Consider the following 26,619-nt stretch of genomic DNA (forward strand, 5'->3'; position numbering starts at 1 on the left):
ACATGACGTACGCAGTCGAGTTTAACAATGTTTCCCGCCTGTACGGCGACGTCCGGGCGGTGGATGGGGTCACCATTGCGATTCGTGACGGAGAGTTTTTCTCCATGCTGGGGCCTTCGGGCTCCGGCAAAACCACCTGCCTGCGTCTGATCGCCGGTTTTGAACAGCTGTCAGGCGGCACGATCTCTATCTTCGGCAAAGAGGCCAGCGAACTGCCCCCCTGGGAGCGGGATGTGAACACCGTGTTTCAGGACTACGCGCTGTTCCCGCATATGTCGATCCTCGACAATGTTGCCTACGGGCTGATGGTCAAAGGCGTCGACAAGAAAAAACGCCATGCCCAGGCTCGTGATGCCCTGGAAAAAGTGGGCCTGAGCTTTGCCATCGCCCGCAAACCTTCGCAACTTTCCGGCGGCCAGCGTCAGCGTGTCGCCATTGCCCGCGCGCTAGTGAATGAACCACGCGTCCTGCTGCTGGATGAGCCTTTAGGGGCGCTCGATCTCAAGCTGCGGGAACAGATGCAGTTCGAGCTGAAGAAGCTTCAGCAGGAACTCGGCATCACCTTTATTTTTGTCACCCACGATCAGGGCGAGGCCCTTTCCATGTCGGACCGGGTGGCGGTGTTTAATAACGGGCGCATCGAGCAGGTGGATACCCCTCGCGATCTTTACATGCGTCCGCGCACACCGTTTGTCGCCGGTTTTGTTGGCACCTCTAACGTTTTTGATGCGGGCCTTGCGCAGACACTTTGCGGGATGGAGGGCACCTTTTCCCTGCGCCCGGAACATATTCGCCTCAATGAACAGGGTGACGTTCAGGTTCAGGGCGTCGTGCAGGCCGTTCAGTATCAGGGGGCTGCCACGCGTCTGGAGCTGAAGCTCGCCAATGGCGCCAAACTGCTGGTGAGTCAGGCTAACTTTAGTGACGTCTCGCCGCTGAGCGGCATTGCGCCAGGGCAGGCGGTCATGGCGTCATGGTCACGCGACGCAATGATCCGCCTTCACGAGGAGAGGTGAAATGGATATGAGTGTCGCGCATCCTCCCGCCCCGCGCGGCCGCTTAAGCCGCATGACCGCACTGTTCTGGCGTAAACCGTCGCTCGGCCTGTTCCTGCTTCTGCTTGCGCCATTGATGTGGTTTGGCATCGTCTATTTAGGATCGTTGCTGACGCTGCTGTGGCAGGGGTTTTACACCTTCGACGATTTCACCATGGCGGTCACGCCGGATCTGACGCTGGCGAATATTCAGGCGCTCTTCAACCCGGCAAACTACGACATCATCCTGCGCACGTTAACGATGGCGATTGCGGTGACCATTGCCAGCGCCATCCTCGCATTCCCGATGGCCTGGTACATGGCGCGATACACCAGCGGCAAGTGGAAGGCTTTCTTCTATATCGCCGTGATGCTGCCAATGTGGGCGAGCTATATCGTCAAAGCCTACGCCTGGACGTTGCTGCTGGCGAAGGACGGCGTGGCCCAGTGGTTTCTCAGTCATCTCGGACTGGAGCCGATTCTGACCTCAATCCTGACGCTTCCGGCAGTGGGCGGTAACACCTTGTCCACCTCCGGGCTGGGACGGTTTCTGGTGTTCGTCTATATCTGGCTGCCGTTTATGATCCTGCCCGTCCAGGCGGCGCTGGAGCGCCTGCCGGCCTCGCTACTGCAGGCCTCAGCCGACCTCGGCGCGCGTCCCCGTCAGACGTTCCGCTATGTCGTTCTGCCGCTGGCCATACCGGGCATTGCGGCGGGGTCCATTTTCACGTTTTCCCTGACGTTGGGGGACTTCATCGTTCCTCAGCTGGTCGGCCCGCCGGGCTATTTCATCGGTAACATGGTCTACTCGCAGCAGGGCGCTATCGGCAATATGCCAATGGCCGCCGCGTTCACGCTGGTTCCCATCGTGCTGATTTCTCTTTATCTGGCGTTCGTGAAACGTCTGGGAGCATTCGATGCACTCTGAACGCGCACCGCTGTTTCTGAAAGTGGCAGCGTGGGGAGGCGTCATCTTCCTGCACTTCCCGCTGCTGATTATCGCGACCTATGCCTTCAACACCGAAGACGCCGCCTTCAGCTTTCCGCCACAGGGGCTGACGCTGAAGTGGTTTAGCGTGGCGGCGCGGCGCGGCGACATTATCGAATCCGTGACGTTGTCACTTCAAATTGCCGCGCTTTCCACCGCCATTGCCCTTGTGCTTGGCACGCTTGCTGCAGCAGCGCTGTGGCGAAGCGCGTTTTTTGGCAAGAGTGCGATCTCTCTGCTGCTGCTGTTACCGATTGCGTTACCGGGGATCATCACCGGCCTGGCGCTGCTGACGGCTTTCAAAACGATCAATCTTGAGCCGGGGTTTTTCACCATCGTCGTCGGACACGCCACCTTCTGCGTGGTGGTGGTGTTTAACAACGTGATTGCCCGGTTCAGACGCACCTCCTGGAGCCTGGTGGAAGCGTCGATGGATCTCGGGGCTGACGGGTGGCAAACCTTTCGCTACGTGGTGCTGCCCAATCTGGGTTCCGCGCTGCTGGCCGGGGGAATGCTGGCGTTTGCCCTGTCGTTTGACGAGATAATCGTCACAACATTTACGGCGGGACACGAGCGCACGTTACCGCTGTGGTTGCTCAACCAGCTCGGGCGTCCGCGCGACGTGCCCGTCACCAACGTTGTTGCTCTGCTGGTGATGCTGGTGACAACTATCCCCATTCTGGGAGCCTGGTGGCTAACCCGCGACGGCGAAAACATTGCCGGTAGCGGGAAATAACAGTGAATTCAACAGGAAAATGCTATGCAAAAACATCTGCTGATAAACGGTGAGCTGGTTGCCGGAGAAGGTGAAAAACAGCCGGTTTATAACCCGGCCACCGGAGAGGTACTGCTGGAGATTGCTGAGGCGTCAGCGGCCCAGGTCGACGCGGCGGTGCTGGCTGCTGACCGTGCTTTTGCGGCGTGGGGACAAACGACACCGAAAACCCGCGCCGAGTGCCTGCTGAAGCTGGCGGATGCGATTGAAGCGCACGGTGAGGCGTTTGCCCGGCTCGAGTCCCTCAACTGCGGCAAGCCGCTGCACTGCGCGCTGGGTGATGAAATACCGGCGGTGGTCGACGTTTTCCGTTTCTTTGCCGGGGCCGCCCGCTGCCTGAACGGCCTCGCCGCTGGCGAGTACCTTGACGGCCACACGTCAATGATTCGCCGTGACCCGGTGGGCGTGGTGGCTTCTATCGCGCCGTGGAACTACCCGCTGATGATGGCAGCCTGGAAGCTGGCCCCCGCGCTGGCAGCAGGGAACTGCGTAGTGATTAAGCCCTCGGAGATCACGCCCCTGACCGCGCTGAAGCTGGCAGAGGTGGCAAAAGATATCTTCCCGGCGGGCGTTCTGAACGTGCTGTTTGGTCGGGGCAAAACGGTCGGCGACCCGCTCACCGGACACGAGAAGGTCCGCATGGTTTCGCTGACCGGTTCGATTGCGACCGGGGAACATATCATCGGCCATACGGCGTCCTCGATTAAACGCACCCATATGGAACTGGGTGGCAAAGCGCCGGTGATCGTGTTTGATGATGCCGACCTGGATGCGGTGGTTGAAGGGGTGCGGACGTTTGGTTTCTACAATGCCGGACAGGACTGTACGGCGGCCTGCCGCATTTATGCCCAGAAGGGAATTTATGCCCAACTGGTGGAAAAGCTGGGTGCCGCGGTTGCCAGTCTTAAAATGGGTGCTCCGGAAGACACCTCGACCGAACTGGGACCGCTCAGCTCGGCCGCCCATCTTTCACGCGTCTGCCAGGCCGTCGATGAGGCGAAAACGCTCGGCCATATCCGGGTTGTCACCGGCGGGAGCAAAAAAGAGGGAGCGGGCTACTATTTCCAGCCAACGCTTCTGGCGGGAGCAAAACAGGACGACGCCATCGTTCAGCGCGAGGTGTTTGGCCCGGTGGTGAGCGTCACCGAATTTGATGACGAGGCGCAGGTGCTGGCCTGGGCAAACGACTCGCAATACGGCCTGGCGTCATCGGTCTGGACCAAAGACGTGGGGCGCGCCCATCGCCTGAGCGCGCGCCTGCAGTACGGCTGCACCTGGGTGAATACCCATTTTATGCTGGTGAGCGAAATGCCGCACGGCGGCATGAAATTATCGGGCTACGGGAAAGATATGTCGGTCTACGGGCTTGAGGATTATACGGTCGTCAGGCATGTGATGATCAAACACTGATCCGCTTAGCCTGGCCGCTTGCGCGGCCAGGCGTGCTCCTTGCTCGCCACATGTGTTACGCAAGATACTCAATTGTTATTAGCCGTAATTTTTAAGTGGTTATTCTGTAACGAAAAAACTTGATCTGTGTCAACATATGACGCATATTGCGTGCGGTTATTTTTTCGGCTCTGGTATACAGAATGACGTTGTATCAAAAGATGTTGGTTTTTTACGCAATCATGGCTTCCATCTGCGCATTAATCACCTGGTTCCTCTCTAAAGACCGCAAACGTATCCGCCTGCTCAGCGCTTTCCTGGTGGGGTCAACCTGGCCAATGAGCTTTCCCGTTGCGCTGCTGGTCTCGCTTTTCTGAAGCACGCTTCCAGTTTTAAAAGATGAACATAGCATTCCTGATGTGATGACTGTATAAATACACAGTGCATCATAAAAGGAGTGCTTATGAACAGTTTTTACTCGCAGCAGGCCGGTTGCACCGTGCGCTGGCACGACTTGCCTGGTACCGGCGATCCCGTGGTGTTCATTCACGGGCTGGGCTGCGCCTCTTCCTATGAATATCCCCGCGTCGTTTGTGACCCGCTGTTTGGCGGGCGCAGAGCGATTCTCATCGACTTGCCCGGCAGCGGCTACAGCGATAAGCCTGAGCACTACAGCTATAAAACCACTGACCAGGCGCACGTTGTCGCGGAACTGATTGACCATCTTGAGCTGGATTCCTTCTGGTTATATGGCCACAGCATGGGCGGCAGTATTGCTATCGAAACGGCGGGGCTGCTGGCAACGCGCGTGAAGGGACTGATGGTGTCAGAGCCCAATTTTCATGCGGGTGGGGGCATGTTCAGCCGGTCTATAGCGGCGCAATCAGAGCAACAGTTTCTGGAGCACGGATATGACGCCATGCTCAGCGCAGAAAAAACAGCGTGGGCGGGATGCCTGCAGAGCAATGCCGCTTATGCCGTCTGGCGCGGTGCATCTGGCCTGGTGGCGGGCGTTGAACCGGAATGGGAAGCGCAGTTCCTGTCACTCCCTTGCCCGGTAACGTTGATTTTTGGCGAGCTCTCTCTGCCAGATGACGATGTGGAAAATCTCCAGCAGAAGGGCGTTGAGGTGAAAATTATTCCTGCGGCGGGGCACTCAATGTCCTGGGAAAACCCCTCTGCGCTGGCGCGGGCCTTAGCCGAATGTATGACGATGTGATTATTGTGCAATGTATCATCGTTGCGAAATGTAGGCCGGGTAAGCGCAGCGCCACCCGGCAAGAAGGGCGGCTACTTTATTAAAGCCCGAAGTGCCTGACGTGCGTCAGGCTGAACATCATGCGGGTGCTGGTAATCAATGTTCTCTATCGCGCGGCTATAGAGTGCGACCAGCCAGTCGTAAACGTACGCGGTAGCCGCATGGACCGGCTGTTCTCCCAGGCGCGTCAGGCGAGGTTCGGCGCTGCTGACCACCGGCGTGACGAAGATGGCCTGGCCCTTACGGATGCGGCTTGCCGGACGCGTCGCCACGGGCGTCTGGTCGTAACCCAGCCAGCCAACGAAATTGCCCATCACAGCATGCAGTTGCGCAGCGCTACTTTTATCTGCTTCGACAATTCGCTGCAGCTGTTGAGGCAGATTCAGCCGGTAGCTGGTGACGACCAGCACATCCGCGATTTGCTGTAACACCTCAGGATCCAGCCCAAGACGGGCGGCGGTCGCCTCGTTGCGGCTCCACTGGCGCAGATGATTTATCCATACTCTGTGCGCCAGACGCGCTTTGTCTTTGGTCTGGAACTTGCCTGCGCTTTCCTGGGCATTATCGGCAAACAGGTCAATGGTATCCATAAACAGCCCGTTAACCTGCTCCTCGCGCGGCTGCTGAACGGCCAGCAGCGTTTCAAAGGCCTTCATCGGCGGCAGCAGGCCTTCAAGCAGCTCGCCGTGGCGGGCGGCACTGCTTTGCAGCATGCGCACCAGGTTTTCTGCCTGAGCGCGTCGGGTACCCGGTTCCTCAACCAGCGGTGCCAGGTAGCTTTGCATCAGCGCCGAGAGCTCCTGATGCAGCGCATTTTTCAGCGTGCCGAGACGTTTCTGTCGCTGCGCGGGCAACGTGGCCTGAGACAGCCACTCAATGACGCGCTGCATGCTGTGGCTGTCCAGGGCCTGGAGGGTGCCCCAGCGCAAGCCCGGCTTTCCGAGCAGATGCTGTACGGCTTCGTCGAGGTTCTGCCGGGTGGTAAAGCGGGCGTCATGCGGGGTGATCGCCCACACCAGCCCAGGCAGGGCAGATTCTTCGGCAGGCTGCGTCTCCCTGACCCAGTTCATTAACACTTTTGCTTTTTTGGCCGTCTGTTCGTGCTGCACCGTCGCGTTGCAAATGACCAGCACATCCGGCTGGAGCTGTTGGCGATAGTGCTCAAGCAGCCACTGGGATTTCGCCTGGCGTAGCGGATCGGCATGGTGCTCTTCAAACACCGGGATATCAATGATATCAACATTATCCAGCGCGCCGCTCTCAACGGGCAGCACCACTTCGCGGGTCAGGAAGGCCAGCACATCGACCGGGAGGCTGATGGCGTTAAGCATTTCACCGTTGTTCAGCGGATGGAGAAGCGTCTCCTGTGCATGCTGAAGCGCTATCGAGCCGTCGTGCGTCAGGAACCCTTCACCCGGCAGCCCAAAGCTGTCCACCAGCAGGCTAAGGGGGGCCGCAAGCTCGCTGGCATGGCTGGTCTGGTGCAGCACATGGGCCAGGTTTAACCACTGCTGGGTCAGTTCCTGCTGTTCGCCCCAGAGTAGCGACCAGACGCTGGCTCGCGTGCTGAGATCGAGTGAAGGCACCAGTTGGGCAAACTCATGCCACAGGGCATCATCAATTTGCTGTTTCGCTGCGGGTACCGAGCTCTGCCAGAAGCGGGCAATTGCCCCCACTTCCTGAGCGGTGATGCCGGGCACGCCCTGCGGCTGGCGCAGGCCGCGCCATTTCTCCAGACGTGTCTCGATGACCGCCTTATCCACCGCGCGCATCTGCGGATGCAGCGTCGTGCGGGCAATAAACAGCTGTACCAGCTCGGCCTCGGTGACCAGGCTCAGGCGCAGCGGAAACGCCTCGTCAAGCGCTTCCGGGATTTCCCGGGTGAAGCGGACGGCCATATTGGTCAGGGCATGTCCCGGATTGATATGCGAAAAATAGTCAAAGGTGCGCTGGCCTGGCGTCACGTTCAGGCGACCATTGCCGCTGCCGCACAGCGACAAGAGCAGGTGCGCTTTCGCGCTCTGCGAATGGCCGTAAAGCCCAATGCTGCTCTGGCGGGTCATGGCGCGTTCAATGGCCTGCTCCCGCGCCTGCACCGCGTTGATGCGAGCAAGCAGGGCGTCGGCATCGTTATCCAGCACAGGGGCGGTCAGGCGCGTCTCGTTAATCCACCCGATTAAGGCCTGAGTGGTGTTCGTGGTCGCTGTCATTTCAGGTATACGCTCCCGCTGTCGATCCAGTAGTGGCTACCGCTGTGTCGGCGATCGGCCAGGGTATTCAGTTTGAAAGTTAATGCGTCAGGCGCCACCGGCGTGCCGTCCTGCAGCCAGGCATCGCTCAGCTCGAACGCCTCCGGACCTTCCTGCTTGCTGCCGCCGCAGAGCTTGAGCCGCACGTTCAGCACGCCGTCGCCGGCAATCGCTTTTGCCAGTTCGGCCGAGTTAATGCTGAGCGTATAGAGCGGCGTGGCCGGCCAGCGCGCGTTTGCCAGTTGACGGAAGCCGAGAGTCACGTTACCGCGCAGCGGGAAGTGCAGACGCGCATCAAGCTTCGCGCCGGGTTTATCAAGATCGATATCCTGATACCAGACGTTTTCCTCGCGCAGGGTATTGACGGTGTTATCCAGCACGCCCAGATAGCGCACGGTAGAATACGCGCCAATGTCCGCGGCTTTAAAGTTGAAGCGCGGCAGACGCAAGTCAAGCGCCAGGCTGCAGAGCATGGCCCCCACGGCAGCGGTCGATTTCGGGTTGCCAATGCGCCCCTGCTGGCTGAACGGATACCACTCATGTACCTGGTATTTATCCAGCCAGACGATGCGGTTGACCGGCACCGGCTGCAGGTGACGAATGAGCGCCTGAACCCCAGGCAGGCAGCCCGGGCGTCCGGTGATCAGCAGAATGTCGCAGCTGTAATGGGAGATCGCCTCACATACCGCGTGGAGCGGGGAGGCCAGCGTAAACTGCCCGGCCAGCATCGCATCCTGCATTTCGCGGAAGTTCACATGCAGCGGCACGGCGAAAAGATCGAAAGCGTCTGAACCCGCAGGCAGGGCATGATCGATCGCCTGCTGCAGATAGTTCATCACGTTGCGGGTCGGCTTCTGCGGCAGCAGATCGCCAAAGGTGGCATGCAGACCGGCCAGTGGATCGTCAACGTCGCTGGATTCCCATCCGGCAAGAATGGCATGGCCAATCGGCATAAAGAGCTGCAGCGCCGTTTGCTGGCGCAGTACGGCCTGGGTATCAATGCGCCCGGAGTCACCGAACAGCGAGGCCATCAGCAGCGAGGCATCCGCGATACCGGATTTCTGCAGCTGCGTTTGCAGAGCGGGTAACACGTAGCGCTGAATCACGTCCAGAAGCGTATCGTCGCCCGCGACCTTAAACCCTTCGCGGAACAGCAGCTGCGGGGTGATTTTGACGTTATTGCCGGAACCGTCATCCAGCTGATAATGGGTGATCGCCATATCCGTTGTGCCGCCGCCGATGTCGATGGACGCGACGCGCAGCGCGCGCCCCGGCTGGCTGCCCGGCTCAGGTTCACGGTCCGGACGGGCAAGGGAGGCGAAGAAGGCTTCGGTCTGGCCGCCAAAGCGGGAGATGGCTTCGTTATACAGCCAGACCAGCTGACCGCAGCTGGCTTCATCCCACTCCATCTGGATTTCAGGTACCGGCACCACGCTTTTTTCCTGCTGTTTGCGGGTGACAAAATCCTCATCCTGCGGGTGCCATCCCATCGCTTTCCAGACAATCGCGATGGCTTCAAACATGCGGCGACGGAAGATCTCGCGCTCCTGCTTTGGCATGGCGGAGGGCAGCGTCAGGATCAGCGTGCGCAGCTGGCGCGGCGAGGCAGGGAAGCCCAGACGCAGGCGCGTGGCGACGCTGTTGATCTGCCCCAGCGCCTGTGCCAGCAGCTCGCACAGCATATGGGTCATCAGGGTGCTGCGGCTGTATTGCGGCGAGAAGACCGGCAGGCGCTCGTCCTGCGGCAGCGTGAAGAGCGGCTCGCCGTCATCGTTCATCAGGTTCATCAGCGGGAACGCGGTGGCAAGCGGTTCACGCTGGGTCTTGCTGTTCATCTGGCTAAAGCGCCAGTCCTGCACGACCGGGGTTTCATCCCACAGGTAGCGACGCGGGCTGGAGATACCGCTGTTGCCTTCGGTTCCCAGACGCTGCATCGCCAGCTTGCGGGCCTCATCGCCGACGCGGACAATCGACGGCCAGACAAACGCGTCTTCGCGACCGCTTTCCACCGAGAAGTGCTGCTTGCCAAAACGCGCTTCTGAAAACTCGAGACGGCTGGTGAACAGCGGCTCGTTCAGGAACTGCGGCTCGCTGAGCGAGCGAACCTGCAGCTCGGCGGTCTGACGCAGCCCATCGTTCGCATCGCCGTGGTCTTCAATAATGACGCCGCAGGTGTGGGTGTTACCCACGTCAAGGATCAGGTCAACCGGAATGGCTGGCGTGCTGAGCGTATGGGTGACAAATTTCACTTCCGGTACGGTGAGCTGTTCACCGAGCATAGTCAGCAGGTTAAGCCAGTGGGCCTGATATTCAAAACTGCGCATCGCCTGCTGCAGGTCGCGTTCAGAGCGGTTCTCAACGCCGTCGGCATACTGGGTAAACGCCTCGCGCAGCCAGCCGTCAATCCAGGTCTGATCGAGGAAACTGTCTACCTCGTTATCGCGCCACGCCAGCGCGAAGCGGGTCCCGTTCAGAATATCGTTTTCCACCGGGGAGAGCGCGGACGTGGCATGATCGGCAATCTGGCTGTCAAGCGCGAGGGTGACGCGGTGTGTATTGCCTGCCGTGTCCGGGGTGTCAAGCTTGCGCACCTGAACGCGCGCCCAGTTATCCGGCCCTTCAACAAAGGTCCGCGGCGGGTTGAAGCGCAGGAACGGAACCGGAAGCCAGACGCCATCCAGTACCGCCAGCGACTGATGCAGCGGGATAGTGGTTTCCGGTTTGACCACTTCTGGCTGCCCGCCATTCATGCCGGGCAGAGTATAGCGACCGTTGACCAGGTCGAAATCGAGGCGCAATAGCGGGCCGTTCGCGGTTTTACGTACGAAGCGCCCGTTGCTGGCGGAGTCCTGCGGCGTCAGACCGAAATCGAGGAACTGCACGCCGCTGTTGGCAATAAGCGTGACGCTTTGTTTATAGTCGCAAAGATTTACCAGCATAAGATCAGGCACCTGCTTTCTTGAACGTCAGTGGGACGACGGTGTTGGCATCATAACGGGCGCGACATTCTGCGATATCGCTGGTGCCTGCTTTACAGGCAATTTCCGGCATCGGGTAGCGGGAACCGTCGGTGCAGCGGGCAGTGCCGCGACTCTTAATCATCAGCTCGCCATTGCTGTGCAGCCCGGAGAAGACCTCCGCGCGGCAGACAATGTTGTCGCCATGGACAACGCGGGCGAAACCTTTATTGTTCTGGATCTGATAGCGCAGCGACGGCGGCTTGCCGGTAACCGGATCTTTCACATCGAGGATGGCGCGCCAGGTGCCGTTCAGGAAGCGCGTCGATCCCGCTTTTACCTGATTCGCTTCCATCACCATGGCGTCTTTCGGGATGGCGACAATCACCACCGGAGCGGGCTGTGGTGCAGGAGCGGCCGGAGCGGCTTCTTTTTCTTTGCTGGCCACGACCTCCGCCTGATGCAGCGGTAGCTTCATCGCCAGCGGCTCAACCGCTTTGATCGGTTTTGGCGCAATCTCCACAGGTTCAGGTGTGGGAGCCGGGGCGGGCTCAGCGGAAGGTGCCTGTTTTGGCCACAGCAGCGGGGCGGCAATGGCAGCGACGATCACGGCGGCAACCGGCAGGGTCCACAGGGGAACGCGGCGCTTTTTCACGACGTTCGCTGGAGCAGGCGCTTGAACAGGTTGTGCAACGGCGACGGCCGGTTCGGGCTCATACAGCTCCTCCGGCGTAATACGCACCACCGTGGATGGGGCGATCAGCGGCTCGTCAGCATGCTCAAAGGTCATCACCGGCTCTGGCTCAGGCTCGGGTTCAGGATCGTCAATCACAACGGGGGCTGGCTCAGGGATCAGCGATTCACGCAGGCAGTCGAGGACATCGTCGCGCGCGTTCTCGTTCAGGTTTACAAACCCCCAGAAGCTGATGACCGGCTTTCCGTCCACTAGGAAGAGGAAGTTTTCGCCCGGAAACTGAAACGCCTTTGACAGCAGAGAGCCAAAAAGCTGTTGCGCGGTTTTAGGCGACTGCAGGCATTTCTTGCTTAATGACTCGACGCTGGCGAGCGTGTTTTCCAGATAGCGCAGGGCGCGATAGCGATCATCTTCATCGGCCGCTTTCCAGCTGATTACGCTCCCTTCAACCGGGGAATACCAGTCCACGCGGTCGCCGCTGTCGTTGACCTGAGGAATCGCCAGACAGTCGACGATGGCCTGTTGTTTGCGCAAACGGAGCGCTTCCCGGATTTGCAACGCTGATTCGAAAACGGCTTGTCCGCCGCCGCCAACGGCCTGAAAATCATCCAGATTACCGCTGCGTAAAAGAGTTTTTGCCACGATTTGATCCCATATACTTCTTCACACCATTACTTTAACGAAACAAGGAAGCAAACAAACGGAGGAAGAGACGCTAAAAGCGCCGATTTCTTGCGGCATAGAAAGTGACGGTTGTGCTTGACGAATAATGGCACTTAAGGCAAATCATCTTTTTGAGCGCTGGCGGTTAAAACAGCAAAAAACGCGGCTTTAGAATAACCTGATAGTGTTTCGTTATTTGCCAGGTCAAAACGCCTGTGCTGTTATTACTGTCCTATATAATAAAACTGTCAGGGTTATAACCATGTCTACAGGGAAAACACTGCTCGCCCTTGCGCTGAGCGCGCTGTTACCAGCCGGTGCCGCATGGGCGGCAAATAACGACACCCTTATTTACTGTTCAGAAGCCTCCCCCGAGTCCTTCAACCCACAAATCGCCAGCTCTGGCCCGTCTTTTGTGGCCAGCTCTCAGGTGCTGTATAACCGTCTGATCAATTTCGACCCGGTGAAAAACACCCCGGTGCCGTCGCTGGCGGAGTCCTGGACGATTTCGCCGGACGGCAAGACCTATACCTTTGCCCTGCGTAAAGGGGTGAAGTTCAACAGCAACAAATACTTCAAACCGACGCGCGATTTTAATGCCGATGACGTTATTTTCTCGGTCATGCGTCAGAAAGACCCTAAACACCCGTACCACAACGTGTCGCAGGGCAACTACGAGTACTTTAATGATGTCGGTCTCGATAAGCTGATCCAGGACGTTAAAAAGGTCGATGATTACCATGTCCAGTTCACCCTCAGCGAACCCAACGCCGCGTTTCTGGCCGACTGGGGAATGGATTTCGCCTCGATTCTCTCCGCTGAATACGCCGACGCAATGCTGAAAAAAGGCACGCCTGAGAACGTGGACACCTGGCCGATTGGCACCGGGCCTTACGTGCTGCAGCAGTACAAAGTGGATTCGCTGATCCGCTACGTCGCGAACCCGAACTACTGGGAAGGCGAGGTGCCGACGAAGCATCTCATTTTCTCCATTACGCCAAACGTGGAAACTCGCCTGGCGAAGCTGCAGACCAACGAGTGCCAGATCATTCCTGCGCCATCCCCGGTTCAGTTTGATGCCATCAAAAACAACAAAGACCTGACGCTGCACTCGGTCGATGCGCTGAACGTCGGTTATCTGGCGTTTAACACCGAGAAAAAACCGTTTGATAACGTGCTGGTGCGTCAGGCGCTCAACTACGCGACCGACAAGAAGGCTATCGTTAATGCGGTCTTTATGGGATCGGGCACGGTGGCAAAATCGCCGATCCCGCCAAATATGCTGGGCTTCAATAAAGACCTGAAGGACTACAGCTACGATCCTGAAAAAGCGAAAGCCCTGCTGAAGCAGGCGGGTCTGGAGAAGGGCGCGGAAGTCACGCTGTGGTCAATGCCGGTTCAGCGTCCGTATAACCCGAACTCGCGTCGTATCGCGGAGATGATCCAGAGCGACTGGGCAAAAGTCGGCGTGAAGGCCAAAATTGTCTCCTACGAGTGGGGCGAATATCTCTCCGGAATGCGTAAAGGCGAACATGATTCCGCGCTGTTTGGCTGGATGTCCGACAACGGCGACCCGGACAACTTTGCCGATGTGCTGCTCGGCTGCAACAGCATTAAAACCGGCTCAAACGCCGCGCGCTGGTGCGATAAGGGGTATGATGCCCTGGTACAAAAAGCGAAGCTGACCAGCAGCCCGGCTGAGCGCGCCAAGCTCTATGGCCAGGCGCAGGAGATCTTCTACCAGCAGGCGCCGTGGATCGCGCTGGCCAACGGGAAAACGTTCTACGCGACCCGCAGCAATGTGACCGGCTACAGCGTAAGCCTGATGGGCAGCGATTTCTCGAAAGCGAAGCTGAACTAAGCCTTTTTAGCCGGGTGGCGGCTACGCCTTACCCGGCCTACATTTGGCACCCGTAGGCCCGGTAAGCGTAGCGCCACCGGGCACATAACAAGGAGTGACAATGTCACATTTAAACGAAGTTATCGCCCGCGTCGATGCCGCTATCGAAGAGAGCGTGATTACCCACATGAACGAGCTGCTGATTGAATTAAGCGATGATGCAGAGCTCAGCCGTGAAGATCGCTACACCCAGCAGCAGCGTCTGCGCACCGCGATTTCGCACCACGGCAAGCAGCATAAAGAGGAGATGGACGCGCGTGAGGAACAGCTGACGAAAGGCGGCACCATACTGTAACGATCAAAACTGGCGTCGCGCCACCAGCCAGGCCCCGACCACCAGCATCACCGCGCCGCACACCGGGCCGATCAGGGCGCGCAGCGGGATGCCATGGCTCCTCAGCACGTCCAGCACTAGCCCGCCAATCAGCTGGCTTGCGACCAGCACGGCGATGGTCGTCGCCGCGCCAACATTCTGATAGCCGCTGATGCTGGCAAACACGAAAAACGACCCCAGCAGCCCCGGGATAAGCGTCCACCAGCGCACCGTCGCGGCCAGCTCGCTGAATCCGGCCACGCCCTGTTTCAGCAGCAGAATACTGACAAACAGCACGATGCCGACCAGCGAATTCAGCAGCATCGCGATGAGAATGGTGGAGGAGGACTGGGTGATACGCACCATCAGGGTGTTTTGCACCACCAGACCGATGCCCGCCGCGACCAGAAACGCCAGCGTCAGTGACTGATTCATGGGATCGCGTCCGGATCGCTGCGCTCGTCCAGCTGCAGCTGCATAAAGGTCAAGTCCAGCCAGCGGCCAAACTTGGTTCCCACCTGCGGCATTTGTCCGGTCGTCACAAAGCCGAGCGTTTCATGGAGATGAATCGAGGCATGGTTTTGCGCTTCAATGCCGGCCACCATCACGTGTTTCCCAATGGCGCGGGCCTCGTTAATCAGCGCCTTCATCAGCGTGCGGCCAATCCCTTTGCCCTGATGGGCCGGGTGGACATAGACCGAGTGCTCAACCGTATGACGGAAGCCGTCAAAGGCGCGCCAGTCGCCGAAAGAGGCGTAGCCGGTGATTACGCCGTCCTCTTCACTTACCAGAACCGGGTAGCCCGCAAGCGAGCGCGCCTCAAACCAGGCGATTCGGTTATCGGTATCGACGGTTTTATCGTTCCAGATCGCGGCAGTGTGCAGCACCGCGTGGTTGTAAATCTCGCCTATCGCAGCGCAGTCTTCTTTGCAGGCATGACGAACGATCATGATGAAGCCTCTGTGTGTTGTTCACTATAGTATTACGTTATCGCTACGATATTACACAACTGTATCGCCCGATCGCTACGGCATAAGCCATATTTTTTTGTTATCAAAAGCCCATTGAAATGCCGTTCATACACTATAGTATGACGTCATGAACACCATAACAGACACAATGAATCAACGGATTAGCGCAAGAATTCGCCTTGAACGCGAGTCTCGCGGATGGTCCTTGAGTGAGCTGGCGGACCGGGCAGGGGTCTCCCGCGCCATGATCCATAAGATAGAGCGCGGGGACAGTAGCCCGACAGCCACCTTGCTTGCCCGCCTGTCGGGCGCGTTTGGCATCAGCATGTCAACGCTGATTGCCCGGGCCGAAATGCAGGAGGGTAAGCTGCTGCGCCTGGCAAACCAGCCCGTCTGGCGCGATCCGCAGACGCACTACCTCCGCCGCCATGTTTCTCCCCGTACCGATCTGCCCATCGACCTTGTTCAGGTGGAACTGCCTGCGGGAAGCGACGTTCCGATGCCAGCCTCTTCTTACGCGCTGGCGCGTCAGCTTATCTGGCTGCAGTCCGGTGAGCTGGTGTTTCAGGAGGGCGACACCCGCCACGAGATGCACGCCGGAGACTGTCTTGAGCTGGGGCCGCCTAATGACTGCCGGTTCATCAACGAGACGAATGAAACCTGCATCTATCTGGTTGTACGCCTCAATCAGTCTGGCTCGTAATGCTAATGCGATAACGCCGAACGTGAGCCAGGCTGTAATGACATTTGTACCAGAAGGAGATCCTGATGAATCACTCTGTTTCGCATAACCGCCGCTGGGTGCTGGCCTCTCGTCCACAGGGCGCACCGGTCGCGGAAAATTTTCGTCTGGAAACGCAGCCTGTCCCGGAACCGGGTGCGGGGCAGCTTTTGCTTCGTACCGTCTGGCTGTCGCTGGATCCTTATATGCGGGGTCGCATGAGCGACGCGCCATCCTATTCACCGCCGGTTGAGCTCGGTGCGGTGATGGTGGGGGGAACGGTCAGCCGCGTTGAACAGTCAAACCATCCCGACTTCAAAGCCGGTGAATGGGTGCTGGGCTACAGCGGCTGGCAGGAGTATGAACTTTCGGACGGCAGCGGCCTGGTGAAGCTGGGCGACAATCCGTCTCATCCTTCCTGGTCGCTGGGCGTACTGGGCATGCCGGGCTTTACCGCCTATATGGGGCTGCTGGATATCGGGCAACCGAAAGCGGGTGAAACGCTGGTGGTGGCTGCGGCGACCGGCCCGGTTGGCGCGACAGTAGGGCAGATCGGTAAAATCAAAGGTTGCCGGGTGGTCGGCGTGGCCGGTGGCCCAGAGAAATGCCGTCATGCCGTTGAGGTTCTCGGCTTTGACCTGTGTCTGGATCACCATGCGGCGGATTTTGCCGACCAGCTGAAACACGCCTGTCCGAACGGTATTGATGTCTATTATGAAAACGTCGGCGGGAAAGTGTTTGATGCCGTGCTGCCCCTGCTGAACACCTCCGCGCGCGTGCCGGTGTGTGGCCTGGTGAGCGGCTATAACGCGACGGGCCTGCCTGACGGGCCGGACCGCCTGCCGCTCCTGATGGCGACCCTTCTCAAGAAACGCATTCGTATGCAGGGTTTTATTATCGGCCAGGATTATGGACACCGCATTCATGAGTTCCAGGAAGAGATGGGGCGCTGGGTGCAGGAGGGGAAAATCCACTATCGCGAACAGGTGACGGACGGGCTGGAAAACGCTCCCGAGGCGCTGATTGGCCTGCTGGAAGGACGAAACTTCGGCAAAGTCGTGATTCGCGTCGCGAGTGACAATAAATAAAGCGTACAATGGCGGGGTTTCCCGCCATATTTATTTGTGAAGATACGATATATTGTCTTTAATTACTGGACACGGTTTTTCGCGCCATCATCCCGGATGAGCCCGAAAACGATAAAAAAAATGATGTTTGCTTTTTTTGCTGTTTTACGTACTTCCCACCACCAGGCATGACGATACAGGATATATCGTACCGGCGCCGTTTTATTAAAACTGGCGTTTAAAAATAGCATTAAGTTTTAGCTACAGGAATTCCACATGCTTGATTTGGATCACTTAGAAAAAGCCCAAAGGGTTAGCCTTACTATGCAGGTTGAACACAGTTTGAAAGGGGCGTTAATTACAGGCTCCCTCAAACCAGGAGCACGACTGATTACGAAAGAGATTGCTGATAAATTAGGCACCAGTATTACGCCGGTCCGCGAAGCGCTGCTGCGTCTGGTCTCCTCAGGCGCACTTCACGCCACGCCAGCGCAGGCTTTTCTGGTCCCTGAGGTGACGCTGGAGCGTTATAACGAGATTAACGCCATCCGAAAACAGCTTGAGCCAATGGCGGTTGCCGCAGCATGCCAGAATATGTCAGACGGCAAGCTGGAGGCGTTGCGCAAAATGTCAGAGGCCTTCCATGAGGCTATGCGCAATGGAAACGTTCAGCAGGCCTTGCATGCGAATCGTGTCTTCAGGTTTACGCTTTATCAGTATGCGGAAATGCCGACGCTTAATGCCTTAATTGAACAGCTATGGGTCCGCATCGGCCCCTGTATGAACTATCTGCACCAGGAGCTTAGCGACATCAAAACGGCAACATATCACTATGACGAGCTTCTTTCAGCCCTTGAGCGGAGAGATGTGGAGGCCAGCCAAAAGGCGATTGATAAGTTGATTGATGAAGCGGATTCTCTTTTACAGCGACAATATTTTAACTGAGAGATTATTTATCAGAGCGACTATATACCGCCGCTAATTATTTATCCGGTGAATAACTCCTGATGGCTTATTGCCATCAGGAGGGTTATTTCATTTATAAAATAAACTTTTCTTTTTTGCTTACTCGAAGCGATAAGAGACCGACAGCCCGACGCCATAGTTACGGCCTGGTGCAGGCTCGTAATAACGACCGTTGGACTCGTTGACAATAACCGATCCCGCGTACTCTTTATCGAACAGGTTATCGACGCGGCCAAAGACGTCCATTCCCCAGTTGCCGTAGTTAAACTTATACCCGGTATTCAGCCCGACTACCGTATAAGACGGCGCTTTCGCGGTGTTTTCGTCGTCGGCCATAATATCGCTCATGTAACGCACGTCCGTGCCCGCGTACCAGCCTTCCTCCGGCTGCCAGCCAAACGAAGCGAAGCCCATGTTGCGCGCAATCCCCGGCATACGGTTACCGTTACAGTCTGCGTCGCTGCAGACGTTAGTCCGGTAGGTGGCATCCAGATACGTCCACGCCATCTTCAGCTTCCAGTTCTCCGCGAACTGCTGATCCAGGGAAACTTCCACACCCTGACGGCGGGTTTTTCCGGCATTTTTATAGGTTGTGCGGCCGCCGGAACTGGAGTCCACCACGATCTCATCATCCGTATCGGTACGGAATAACGCCGCCGTCAGCAGACCGTTGCCGAGTCGGGTTTTGCTGCCCACTTCATACGTGTTGTTCGTGGATGGCTTCAGGCCAATATTCAGACCGCCCTGATTATCGGCACGATAGGAGAGTTCGTTGATGGTTGGCGTTTCAAACCCACGCCCTGCGGCAGCGTAGAGGTTCCACCCGTCAGTCACCGCATACTTCACGGCGCCCGCCGGGAGCCATTTGTGATAGCTCGCGTCACCGCTGTCATCGCCGTTGCCCGGCGTAACGTAATGGTCATTGGAATCAAACCAGACCGAACTGTAGCGAACACCCGCATCGACAGAGAGTTTCTGCGTCAGCTGCCAACTGCTCTGCAGATAAGGATCGACGTTCCACATCAGGTTGCGTTCGTCGCGACGTTTATCGCCTTTGACGCCGTAATCCGGCACGCCATTGCTCATCACGAAGTTCTCGTAGCCGCGACGATCTTCACTCAGGTTTTCGTAGTTCAGACCGGTGGTAAAGGTCACCGGCACCAGCAGCTCGCCGCGGTGCGTCCAGCGGGTATCCACGCCCTGATAGTGGCGTTGCATGTCGATCACGCCGCCGGAGTGAGTAGGAGGTTTTTGAAACTTCGCCTGAATCGACTGATACTGCGTCATTTCACGCTCGCCGGCGTACATCATCACGCTGAGGTCGTCCTGAGCGCTGAGCTGGCGATCGTAGCGCAGGCCGGCCTGGGTCTGTTTGATGGTTTTACGGGTATTAAACTGATCGCCGCGCGGCGACTGGCGCGGATTGTCCCGCCACTCCTGATAATTCAGTCCACCCGGATCGTTGGCCTTCATGTCCACGCTGTTGAAGATCAGCGTCAGCTTGCTGACGTCATCAATGCGCACGCCCAGCTTCGCGTTGGCAAGATTCTTACGCGCGCCGCTGTGGTCGCGATAGCCTTTGGTCGTGAAACGGGTGGTGGAAACGGTGTAATCCACATCGCCCGCGTGGGTGCCATCACCCATCGCGCCGGTGGCTTTCATACCGTAGCGCCAGGTACCGTAGCTGCCGTAATAGCTGCTCGCTTCAATAGTCGGCGGCTGCTGACCGGTCTGGGTGTTGACGTTAATCACGCCGCCGGAGGCGTTGCCGTACAGGGCTGAGAAGGGGCCGCGCAGCACTTCAACGCTCTCCACGCTGGAGAGGTCGATGTTGGAGGTCTGGCCCTGTCCGTCCGGCATGGTGGCTGGAATACCGTCGACGTACATACGGATACCGCGCACCCCGAAGGTTGAGCGAGCGCCAAACCCGCGCATCGACAGCTGGAGATCCTGGGCGTAGTTCTGACGGTTCTGAATTTGCAGCCCGGGTACGCTGCCAAGGGATTCAGACAGGTTGATGCGGGGTGCAGCCTGGCGCATATCATCGCCATTGACGACGCTGACCGCTGCCGGGGTATCGAGTTCCGATACGGTTTGCGGCGTGGCGCTGACGATCATGGTCTGTTCCTCTGCGCTCATGGCGGTGAGCGGCGCAAAAATAACAGGAACCAGCAGCAGCGGGAGAGAAGCCTTACGGGCAGAAATGATTTTCATGAATAAAACCGGTTGTGGTATGTAAACGAACCAAATGGAACATGTCCATACATGTTAAAGGTTTTGTAAATGTTTTGAAAACTATAACCGCACATTGCGTTAATGAAAGGCGAGAGGGGAAAGAAAAACTCCACATTCATCTGATTAATGATTACTATTCTCATTATCAAAAGGCAATGCCATGACGTTGTCTGCCGGAAGTGATGTCAGCCCAAACCCCACTTTTCAGAAAAGGAATTGTTATGTCTTTACGTCATCTGTGCTCGCCGCGTCTGAGCCTGTCACTGCTGTCTGCCACTTTACTGCTTGCCGGGACATTCCAGGTGCATGCCGCCGAAGAGGTGCTGCGTAAAGCGGTGGGCAAAGGGGCGTATGAAATGGCCGTGAGCCAGCAGGAGAATGCGCTGTGGGTGGCGACCTCGCAAAGCCGTAAAACCGACAAGGGCGGGGTTGTTTACCGTCTTGATCCGGTCACGCTGGACGTGACGCAGGCGATCCATAGCGATCTCAAACCCTTTGGTGCCACCTTTGACAACGCGACCCAAACGCTGTGGTTCGGTAATACGATCAACGGCGCGGTAACCGCGATTGATGCAAAAACGGGTGACGTAAAAGGGCGGCTGGTGCTGGACGGGCGTCAACGCAGCGAAACCGTCAAACCGCTGCAGCCGCGCCAGCTGGTGGCGGATGACGCAAGCAACACGATTTACATCACCGGTGTCGGTAAAGAGAGCGTAATTTGGGTGGTGGATGGCGCCACACTGAAGCTAAAAGAGACCATTGCCAATACCGGTACTTACAGCACCGGCCTGGCGCTGGATGCGCAGGCGAAACGTCTGTACACCACGAATGCGGACGGCGAGCTGTTAACCATTGATACGGCAACGAACAAAATCCTGAGCCGTAAAAAAGTGCAGGATGACGGGAAAGAGCACTTCTACCTGAACCTGAGCCTCGATACAGCCGGTCAGCGCGCGTTCCTGACCGATTCAAAACAGCCGGAAGTGCTGGTGGTGAGCCTGAAAGACGGCAGCGTGATCGCGAAAATCGCCGCGCCGGAATCTCTGGCGGTCCTGTTTAACCCGGCCCGCAATGAAGCCTACGTGACGCACCGTGAAGCCGGCAAGGTGAGCGTGATTGATGGGAAAACGTATAAGGTGACTAAAACGTTCGACACGCCGGTCTACCCGAACAGCCTGGCGCTCTCTGCGGATGGCAAAACCCTGTACGTGACGGTGAAACAAAAATCTACCCGCCAGCAGGAAGCTACCCAGCCTGACGACGTGATTCGTATCGCGCTGTAAGATGGGAATTGCCCGGTGGCGCTGCGCTTACCGGGCCTACAAAATAATGAAATGTAGGCCGGGTAAGGCGAAGCCGCCACCCGGCTTTTTTATTAACGCGAGGTTTCTTCCACCAGCGGCGCGTCGTGTTTTTCATCATCAGGATGAACCGGCGCGGTGCTGTGAATTTCATGAACGCGTTTACGCACGCCGAACCAGCCCGCAATCAGCAGCACGGCCAGCAGCGGAATGGTCGCGATGGTGTAGGTGCCGTTCGGGTAGTCGAACGCCATCAGCACCAGCACGCTGAACAGGAAGAGCAGGGTGAGCCAGGACGTTACCGGCGCACCAGGCAGCTTGAAGCTGACGTCAGCGGCTTTGCCTTCTTTAATCGCCTTGCGCAGACGCATCTGGCAGACCACGATAAAGCCCCAGGACGCGATAATCCCGAGTGCAGCCACGTTCAGAACGATTTCGAACACCTGTGACGGGACGAGGTAGTTCAGGAACACGCCGAAGACATAGACCACCAGCGTCGCCAGAATACCGGCGTACGGCACGTGCTGCTTGCTCATCTTCGACATGAACTTCGGTGCAGAACCGCCCATCGACATGGAGCGCAGGATACGACCGGTCGAGTAGAGGCCGGAGTTCAGGCTTGAGAGCGCCGCCGTCAGCACCACGATGTTCATGATGCTGCCCACGTAAGGCACGCCCAGCTTAGAGAAGAAGGTCACGAACGGACTCTGGCCCGCCTGGTAGGCGTTCCACGGCAGCAGCAGCACCAGCAGCACCACGGAACCGACGTAGAAGAGACCGATACGCCAGATCACGCTGTTGATGGCTTTTGGCACCATCGTCTGCGGATCTTTACATTCACCTGCTGCGGTACCCACCAGCTCGATGGAGGCGAAGGCGAACACGACGCCCTGAACCAGAACCAGCGCAGGCAGCAGACCGTGCGGGAAGAATCCGCCGTTATCGGTTATCAGGTGGAAGCCGGTGGCATTGCCATCCAGCGGCTTACCGCTGCCGAGGAAGACGGTACCCACGACCAGGAACACCACGATGGCCAGCACTTTTACCAGCGCAAACCAGAACTCCATCTCCGCGAACCACTTCACGCCGATCATGTTCATGGTGCCGACAATCGCCAGCGCGCCAAGCGCAAAGACCCACTGCGGCACATCGCCAAACGCGCCCCAGTAGTGCATATACAGCGCCACGGCGGTGATATCGACGATACCGGTCATCGCCCAGTTGACGAAGTACATCCAGCCCGCGACGTAAGCGGCTTTTTCACCGAGGAATTCACGGGCGTAAGAGACGAAGCTGCCGCTGGAAGGGCGATGCAGTACCAGTTCGCCCAGTGCACGAAGAATGAAGAAAGAGAAGATCCCGCACACCAGATAGACCAGGGCGAGAGCCGGGCCAGCCATCTGCAGGCGTGCACCAGCACCTAAAAACAGACCCGTTCCGATAGCGCCGCCGATGGCGATCATTTGAACCTGACGGTTGCCCATCGCTTTGTGGTAGCCCTCTTCATGGGAGTTCAACCAGCGACGTTTAGCAGCATGATGATCGGCTGCGCTTTTATTGCTTGTTTTCATTGAGTTACCTGTTTGCCTGTCTGAACCATTATCGTGATAGTCCTGCCTGGCAGAGCGCAATACAAACGATTGCTTCTGCGCAAACACATGTCGCCTCCCCAGTCATTCTGCGTATGGATAAGGCGAAACATGGCGAGGCATCCTACCTGCAATTCATAAGCGACGCAAAATATAACCGTGCCGAAAGTGATGCACGTCGAAGGAAATCGTGTGGTCAGAGCAGACGGGGATCACAACACGCTGAAACGTGATGAGATTTTAGTCAAAACAATGGTGGGGTTGATTATTTAATCATCAGATTCTCTTAATTATTACCAGATGGTATAAATTTTTGCTGCTGCAGGGCATCGAGAAGTAACCTGAACGCGGTTGTGTGCTGCCGACGGCTCGGATAATAGAGGTGATATCCTTCAAACGTGGGGCACCACGATTCAAGGACCCTGACCAGCCGTCCCTGATTCAGAGCGTCCAGAACCGAGGACTCGGGCACGTAGGCTAATCCGAGACCATTCTCCGCGGCGTCGATGCGCTGCGACAGGTTATTCAGCGTAAGCTGTCCGTCAACCCGCACGCGAAGCTCGCGCCCGTCGCGCTCAAATTCCCAGTCATACAATCCCCCTCGGGTGGGCAGGCGGAGATTGATACAGCGGTGTTCGCCCAGCTGCTCCGGCACGAGCGGCACGCCAAAACGAGCCAGGTAATCCGGGGAGCCGACGACCGCCATGCGCATGTCCGGCGCAATCCGCACCGCAATCATGTCTTTTGCCACCTGTTCACCCAGGCGAACCCCCGCGTCGAAGCGGCCATCTACGATATCTGTCAGGCCATTGTCGACCGTCACTTCGACGTTAATGTCAGGATACTGCAGCATAAAAGGCTTCAGTACCGGCCAGAGCACGGCGTCCATCGCGTGATCGCCGGCGACGATGCGGATAGCGCCTGCGGGTTTGTCGCGGGTGCTGCGAAGCGCCGTGAGTTCCTGTTCGATCTCCAGCAGATGCGGGCTGAGGCGCGAAAAAAGCTGCTCACCCGCGGGTGTCGGAACCACGCTGCGGGTTGTGCGGGTTAACAGACGAACGTCTAATCGCGCCTCAAGCTTGCGCATCGCATGGCTCAGTGCCGATTGCGAGACGCCCAGCTGCGCCGCTGCGCGCGTAAAGCTGCGCTCGCGGGCCACCACCATAAAGGAGAGCAGATCGTTGAAATTATCTTTTAGCATCGCGGTTCTATTTATGAGCTTCAGTCATGTGTCCTATCTGATTATGCACCCTAATGCTGCGGAGTGCTTTGCGCTACTGTTAACGCAACAGTCAACGAGGAGCAAAAGATGAAAATTATCCGCAGCGGTTCATTACCTTCAGTACGAGGACCGGAAGCCTGGTTTACCGGCGCTGTTCGCATTGACGCGCCTTTTCAGGCGACCGAACCAGCCAGCGTCGGCGGGGCAACCGTAACCTTTGAGCCGGGCGCGCGCACGGCCTGGCATACGCATCCCCTGGGACAAACGCTGATTGTGACGCAGGGGCGCGGCTGGTTACAGGAGTGGGGCAAAGAGGCGGAAATCCTGAATCAGGGCGATATCGCCTGGATCCCACCCGGCGTGAAGCACTGGCACGGCGCAAGTGCGCAAACGGCGATGACGCATCTTGCCATCGCCGAAGCGGTAAATGGCAGCCCGGTAACATGGCTGGAAAAAGTGACCGACGAGCAGTACCCGAACGGCTAACCGCCAAAAACGGCAATCGCCTGCTGCAGGCGCGTCGTCCGCTGCGTCAGATGATTCGCGGCGTGAGTGACGTTATCCACCATCCCCGTATTGCTCTGGGTCATTGCGCCGATACGGGAGAGGGAGGCGTTAATCAGCGTCAGCGCCTGAGTTTGCTCCTGCGTGGCGAGGCCAATCTCCTTAATCAAGGTGGAAACCTGCAGAACATGGTCGATCATGACCGTCAGCTGTGATTCGGTTTGTACCACCTTCTCCACGCCAGCGTTGACGCTGGCGACGTTTTTCTCGATCAGCGCTTTGATCTCTTTCGCCGCCGTCGCGGAGTGCTGCGCAAGATTGCGCACCTCAGCCGCGACCACGGCAAAGCCGCGGCCAGCTTCACCGGCGCGCGCCGCTTCCACGGCGGCATTCAGCGCAAGAATATTGGTCTGGAAGGCAATACGATCGATAACGCTGATAATATCGACGATCTGGCCGTTATCCTGTGAAACGGACTGCATCATACCGATGGTCTCTTTCATCATCGCTTCGCCGCAGTGGGCGCTGTCGCGGGTGCGATCCGCCATCTGAATCGCCTCGTTCGCGGTTTCGGCCGTCTGCTTCACGGCGCTGGCGATCTCTTCCACCGCAGATGCGGTTTGCTGCAAGAAATCTGCAGTTTCTTCAGAGCGCGTCTGCAGCGCCGCACCTTCTTTCGCGACCTGCTGGCTGATGGTGCCAATACCGCTGATTTGCGCCCCGACATCATCAACCAGCGAGTTCAGGTTTAAACCAGACTGATTCACCAGGCGCATCATCAGCCCGATATCATCGATCCTGTCAAAATGGTAATAGTCCGTTTTACGTCCTGAAACCACGCGCTGCATCTGTTGAACAATGGATTTTACCGGCCGGGCGATCTGCGCATGAAGATAACAGGACAGCGCAGAAAAAAGCAGCACCAGAGTGGCGGCCTGAACGAGACGATCGTGGAATAAATACATCACCAGGCAGGAAAGTAACGCTGTCGCAGTAATACCAAGCTGAATTCGTTTTCCGGTACTGAGACATTTAAAGAGCGACAAAAAGGAAAATAAACCGCGCCGAACGAACAGTCCTTTATAAAAACGGTACTGTTTTAATTCATTATTACGTACTTTTGCATACAGATTTTCACTGGCCGCGATCTCCTCCCGTGAGGGGATATTGCGCACCGAAATATAGCCGGTCAGGGATTCCCCCTGCCAGACCGGCGTCACGTTGGCACGCACCCAGTAGTGATCGCCATTATGACGACGATTCTTCACCAGCCCTGTCCAGGTCTCACCCTGCTGGAGGGTAAACCACATGTCGCCAAACGCTTCGGCAGGCATGTCGGGATGGCGGATGAGGTTATGCGGCTCACCCAGAAGATGCTCTTCTTTATATCCGCTGGCTTCTATAAAAGCGGAGTTGGCATAAGTTATATGACTTTTTGTATCGGTGGTGGACATTAACGTCGAACCAGCGTTAAGTAAATACTCGTTTTGTGTAACGGGGGTGTTACGCCTCATGAGTAACTCCATGATGTTGTGCAAGAATAAAAACCCGGAAAGCGCTCCGGCAAGATAAAAGTGATTATTTTAATAACGATCTGTGCATATTCTCGCTGAAATTGAGATCCTCCGAAATACCCGGCATTCATTATTTTTAATATGTTAATGTTATCGAATGTAATAAAATTGAAAATATTTTAGTGGGTGTTATTTTGAATCGATTTAAATAAATGACATAAGCCAAACTGCAAGAGGGAGATCGCCTCCCTGAAGAAATTGTCATGCTGAAATAGCGTTTCGTTAACAGAATGAAAACGCTATGATTTG

The 26,619-nt window shown here is 57.2% G+C and carries 22 protein-coding genes; 13 read left to right on the forward strand and 9 right to left on the reverse strand.

Annotated features, from left to right (window positions below):
• Positions 1-2 precede the first annotated feature (2 nt).
• From BMW97_RS01955 to BMW97_RS01980, 6 genes are all read left to right on the forward strand, one after another.
• On the forward strand, positions 3-1,016 hold the full coding sequence (locus BMW97_RS01955; protein WP_045908836.1) for an ABC transporter ATP-binding protein: 1,014 nt from the start codon (positions 3-5) through the stop codon (positions 1,014-1,016).
• A gap of 1 nt (position 1,017) precedes the next feature.
• The gene (locus tag BMW97_RS01960; protein ID WP_008501290.1) at positions 1,018-1,962 is read left to right on the forward strand and encodes an ABC transporter permease; all 945 of its coding nucleotides are present in this window, start codon (positions 1,018-1,020) and stop codon (positions 1,960-1,962) included.
• Entirely contained in the window at positions 1,952-2,758 is an 807-nt protein-coding gene (locus BMW97_RS01965) for an ABC transporter permease (protein ID WP_045908835.1), read from the forward strand. The genes BMW97_RS01960 and BMW97_RS01965 overlap by 11 nt, the downstream gene beginning before the upstream one ends.
• 24 nt (positions 2,759-2,782) lie before the next feature.
• Positions 2,783-4,207: an aminobutyraldehyde dehydrogenase gene (patD, locus tag BMW97_RS01970; protein ID WP_090392434.1), complete on the forward strand. Its 1,425-nt coding sequence runs from the start codon at positions 2,783-2,785 to the stop codon at positions 4,205-4,207.
• Between the two features lie 182 nt (positions 4,208-4,389).
• Positions 4,390-4,563, forward strand: coding sequence for a GhoT/OrtT family toxin (locus tag BMW97_RS01975; protein ID WP_013096478.1), 174 nt, complete (start codon positions 4,390-4,392; stop codon positions 4,561-4,563).
• 86 nt (positions 4,564-4,649) lie between these two features.
• Entirely contained in the window at positions 4,650-5,405 is a 756-nt protein-coding gene (locus BMW97_RS01980; RefSeq protein WP_090392436.1) for an alpha/beta fold hydrolase, read from the forward strand.
• Positions 5,406-5,476: 71 nt separating this feature from the next.
• On the opposite strand, the gene BMW97_RS01985 is transcribed toward BMW97_RS01980, so the two are convergent.
• The 3 genes from BMW97_RS01985 to BMW97_RS01995 are packed head-to-tail and all read right to left on the reverse strand — an operon-like array spanning position 5,477 to position 11,986.
• Positions 5,477-7,654 (reverse strand): virulence factor SrfC family protein, encoded by a 2,178-nt coding sequence (locus BMW97_RS01985; protein WP_090392438.1) that lies wholly within the window; start codon positions 7,652-7,654, stop codon positions 5,477-5,479.
• Entirely contained in the window at positions 7,651-10,632 is a 2,982-nt protein-coding gene (locus tag BMW97_RS01990) for a virulence factor SrfB (RefSeq protein WP_008501295.1), read from the reverse strand. The genes BMW97_RS01985 and BMW97_RS01990 overlap by 4 nt, the downstream gene beginning before the upstream one ends.
• A gap of 4 nt (positions 10,633-10,636) precedes the next feature.
• Positions 10,637-11,986 carry an SrfA family protein gene (locus BMW97_RS01995; protein ID WP_090392441.1) on the reverse strand — a complete coding sequence of 450 codons (1,350 nt, stop codon included), beginning with the start codon at positions 11,984-11,986 and terminating at the stop codon, positions 10,637-10,639.
• A 283-nt stretch (positions 11,987-12,269) separates the two neighbouring features.
• Between BMW97_RS01995 and BMW97_RS02000 the strand changes: the two genes are divergently transcribed.
• Both BMW97_RS02000 and BMW97_RS02005 read left to right on the forward strand, forming a co-directional pair.
• Entirely contained in the window at positions 12,270-13,868 is a 1,599-nt protein-coding gene (locus tag BMW97_RS02000) for an ABC transporter substrate-binding protein (protein WP_045908830.1), read from the forward strand.
• Between the two features lie 100 nt (positions 13,869-13,968).
• Positions 13,969-14,202, forward strand: a complete 234-nt coding sequence (locus BMW97_RS02005) for a YdcY family protein (protein WP_008501298.1) — start codon at positions 13,969-13,971, stop codon at positions 14,200-14,202.
• 3 nt (positions 14,203-14,205) lie between these two features.
• Here BMW97_RS02005 and BMW97_RS02010 read toward each other — a convergent pair whose 3' ends face one another.
• Together BMW97_RS02010 and BMW97_RS02015 are read right to left on the reverse strand one after the other, a co-directional pair.
• On the reverse strand, positions 14,206-14,655 hold the full coding sequence (locus BMW97_RS02010) for a DMT family transporter (RefSeq protein WP_008501299.1): 450 nt from the start codon (positions 14,653-14,655) through the stop codon (positions 14,206-14,208).
• On the reverse strand, positions 14,652-15,170 hold the full coding sequence (locus BMW97_RS02015; protein WP_023292298.1) for a GNAT family N-acetyltransferase: 519 nt from the start codon (positions 15,168-15,170) through the stop codon (positions 14,652-14,654). The genes BMW97_RS02010 and BMW97_RS02015 overlap by 4 nt, the downstream gene beginning before the upstream one ends.
• Positions 15,171-15,318: 148 nt before the next feature.
• On the opposite strand from BMW97_RS02015, the gene BMW97_RS02020 reads away from it, so the two are divergent.
• From BMW97_RS02020 to BMW97_RS02030, 3 genes are all read left to right on the forward strand, one after another.
• Positions 15,319-15,894: a helix-turn-helix domain-containing protein gene (locus BMW97_RS02020; RefSeq protein WP_008501301.1), complete on the forward strand. Its 576-nt coding sequence runs from the start codon at positions 15,319-15,321 to the stop codon at positions 15,892-15,894.
• A gap of 65 nt (positions 15,895-15,959) precedes the next feature.
• On the forward strand, positions 15,960-17,000 hold the full coding sequence (locus BMW97_RS02025; protein WP_048223416.1) for an NADP-dependent oxidoreductase: 1,041 nt from the start codon (positions 15,960-15,962) through the stop codon (positions 16,998-17,000).
• Between the two features lie 255 nt (positions 17,001-17,255).
• A complete protein-coding gene (locus BMW97_RS02030) occupies positions 17,256-17,924 on the forward strand; it encodes a GntR family transcriptional regulator (protein WP_044596524.1) in 669 nt (222 codons plus the stop codon).
• Between the two features lie 120 nt (positions 17,925-18,044).
• On the opposite strand, the gene pqqU is transcribed toward BMW97_RS02030, so the two are convergent.
• A complete protein-coding gene (gene pqqU / locus BMW97_RS02035; RefSeq protein ID WP_090392443.1) occupies positions 18,045-20,159 on the reverse strand; it encodes a TonB-dependent receptor PqqU in 2,115 nt (704 codons plus the stop codon).
• Positions 20,160-20,401: 242 nt separating this feature from the next.
• Here pqqU and BMW97_RS02040 point away from each other — a divergent pair, with 242 nt between their 5' ends.
• Positions 20,402-21,463 (forward strand): 7-bladed beta-propeller protein YncE, encoded by a 1,062-nt coding sequence (locus tag BMW97_RS02040; protein WP_048029833.1) that lies wholly within the window; start codon positions 20,402-20,404, stop codon positions 21,461-21,463.
• A gap of 92 nt (positions 21,464-21,555) precedes the next feature.
• Here the strand turns inward: BMW97_RS02040 and ansP are convergent, their stop codons facing one another.
• On the reverse strand, positions 21,556-23,052 hold the full coding sequence (gene ansP / locus BMW97_RS02045) for an L-asparagine permease (protein ID WP_008501774.1): 1,497 nt from the start codon (positions 23,050-23,052) through the stop codon (positions 21,556-21,558).
• 304 nt (positions 23,053-23,356) lie between these two features.
• Positions 23,357-24,271 carry a LysR family transcriptional regulator gene (locus BMW97_RS02050; RefSeq protein ID WP_090392444.1) on the reverse strand — a complete coding sequence of 305 codons (915 nt, stop codon included), beginning with the start codon at positions 24,269-24,271 and terminating at the stop codon, positions 23,357-23,359.
• 108 nt (positions 24,272-24,379) lie between these two features.
• On the opposite strand from BMW97_RS02050, the gene BMW97_RS02055 reads away from it, so the two are divergent.
• Positions 24,380-24,778, forward strand: coding sequence for a (R)-mandelonitrile lyase (locus BMW97_RS02055; RefSeq protein WP_008501772.1), 399 nt, complete (start codon positions 24,380-24,382; stop codon positions 24,776-24,778).
• On the opposite strand, the gene BMW97_RS02060 is transcribed toward BMW97_RS02055, so the two are convergent.
• Positions 24,775-26,310: a methyl-accepting chemotaxis protein gene (locus BMW97_RS02060; RefSeq protein ID WP_090392446.1), complete on the reverse strand. Its 1,536-nt coding sequence runs from the start codon at positions 26,308-26,310 to the stop codon at positions 24,775-24,777. The genes BMW97_RS02055 and BMW97_RS02060 overlap by 4 nt on opposite strands.
• Between the last annotated feature and the right edge of the window lie 309 nt (positions 26,311-26,619).

The organism is Enterobacter sp. NFIX58 (assembly GCF_900110475.1).
GTDB lineage: Bacteria > Pseudomonadota > Gammaproteobacteria > Enterobacterales > Enterobacteriaceae > Enterobacter > Enterobacter quasiroggenkampii.